The sequence below is a fragment of the Pyrinomonadaceae bacterium genome, from assembly GCA_036277115.1.
In the GTDB taxonomy this organism is placed as follows: domain Bacteria; phylum Acidobacteriota; class Blastocatellia; order Pyrinomonadales; family Pyrinomonadaceae; genus UBA11740.
The window spans coordinates 1-1,848 of record DASUNM010000028.1; the positions used below are offsets into that span (position 1 = coordinate 1).

Annotated in this window: 1 protein-coding gene; it reads left to right on the top strand. The window is 61.2% G+C overall.

The window, feature by feature from the left end; translation table 11 throughout:
- Positions 1-555: 555 nt before the first annotated feature.
- Positions 556-1,752 carry a group II intron reverse transcriptase/maturase gene (ltrA, locus tag VFX97_20485; protein ID HEX5705591.1) on the top strand — a complete coding sequence of 399 codons (1,197 nt, stop codon included), beginning with the start codon at positions 556-558 and terminating at the stop codon, positions 1,750-1,752.
- The last annotated feature ends 96 nt before the right edge of the window (positions 1,753-1,848 follow it).

Here is a 1,848-nt window from a genome sequence, read left to right on the forward strand (position 1 = left end):
CGTGTGTGCCAGGCATGGCACAGAACTAGAGAGGTGAAAGACCTCTTGCCAGGTGTTCGCAGAGCCGAAGGCTAGGAGAAGGGCAAGGGCGTCACCGCGAGGTGGGGTCTGAAGGAAGCCCAATCCAAAACTGCGGGGCGACGAACAGGAACCAGATATGAGGTGTGGTCCACTCGGGACGAGCTGGCACGTGACAGCGAAGTCCTCCTTCTGCGTTGGGGTGGGCTTTATAAATCTGGCGTCTACGCAGGGAAAGTTCTGTGTCTTACCCTGGGAGATCTGCAAGGTGTCCGGTAAGAGCCGGACTGAGGGGGGAGCAATCCTTTCTGAACGCCTTGCAGAAGTCAGCAGAGGGCATATTAGAGGCGAGAGCCTCGAAGGCCCGAACGGTATGAGAGGGGAAGTCGCTTCGTGACGAGTCCGGGCACTGCATCTGTCAAGCAGCTTCGGCTGCCTCTGGCTCCGCCGGAGGATGAAGCCCGGTCTGGGTTGCGAGGAAAGGACGCTCCGGTTTGTCTTCCGAACCTGCTGGAGCGCGCGTTGGAGCGATCCAACATGTTTCGAGCGCTACGGCGAGTTCGCCGCAACAAGGGTGGACCGGGGGTTGACGGGATGACCGTCGAGGAGCTTCCGGATCACCTGAGGGCACACTGGCTCGAGATCCGCACTGCCCTGCTCAATGGCACCTACCGTCCGCAGCCGGTTCTCCGCAAGGAGATCCCGAAGCCGGGAGGCGGTGTCCGCGAGTTGGGAATCCCCACGGTGTTGGATCGGCTGATCCAGCAAGCGCTAGCCCAAGTCCTCCAGGCCGAGTGGGACCGGTCGTTTTCCCGTTTCAGTTTCGGTTTTCGCCCACACCGCTCTGCTCACCAAGCCATCGACTGTGCGCAGCAATTCCTTCGGGAAGGCTACGCTTGGGTCGTGGATCTGGATCTGGAGCGATTCTTCGACCGTGTGGTGCATGAGTCTTTGATGGCGCGGGTGAAGCGGCGGATTGCTGAACCCCGCGTGTTGAAGCTGATCAACCGATACCTGAGAAGCGGGGTGATGATCGGTGAGATATTGGAGCCTACAGAGGAGGGCGTGCCGCAGGGCGGCCCGCTGTCACCTCTGCTGGCCAACCTGCTGCTGGATGACCTAGATCGCGAGTTGGAGAAGCGAGGCCACCGCTTCGTCCGCTATGCTGACGACGTGAACGTCTACGTTCGTAGCAAGCGGGCGGGCGAGCGGGTCCTGGCCAGCGTGTCGAAGTTTCTGGAGAAGCGCCTGAAGCTGAGGGTGAACGAGGAAAAGAGCGCGGTCGACCGCCCCTGGCATCGAGTGTTGCTCGGCTTCACGTTCATCAGTCGGGATCTTCGACGGCGTGTCAGCGACAAGGCGTTGAAGGCGCTGCGGTGTACGGTGAAGCAGAAGACGTGCCGCACGCTGGGTGTGAGCTTTCGCAGCCTGATGTCGGGGCTGGGCAAGACTCTGCGCGGCTGGTGGTCGTATTATGGTTTCAGCGAGGTGCCGAGCCCGCTTCAGGAGTTGGAGAAGTGGATTCGTCGCCGCCTGCGGTGCTATCTTTGGAAACAGTGGGGTAGACGAGGCTACCGGGAGTTGAAGAGACGGGGAGTGAGTACGGACTTGGCGTGGAACACGGCGAAGTCGGCCCATGGTCCCTGGCGCTTGAGCCAGAGCCCTGCGTTGACGATCGCCTTACCTGCCAGGTACTTCCGGCGGCTGGGTCTGCCGAGATTGGCGAACGGTTAGGGAGGTCGACTGAATCAACCGAACCGCCGTGTACGTGATCCGTATGCACGGTGGTGTGGGAGGAGGGGCGTTGCGAGACGCCCCCCTATCCCGATT

Coding starts and splice junctions, on each gene's coding strand:
- ltrA (HEX5705591.1), top strand. CDS start 556: ATGTTTCGAGCGCTACGGCGAGTTCGCCGCAACAAGGGTGGACCGGGG.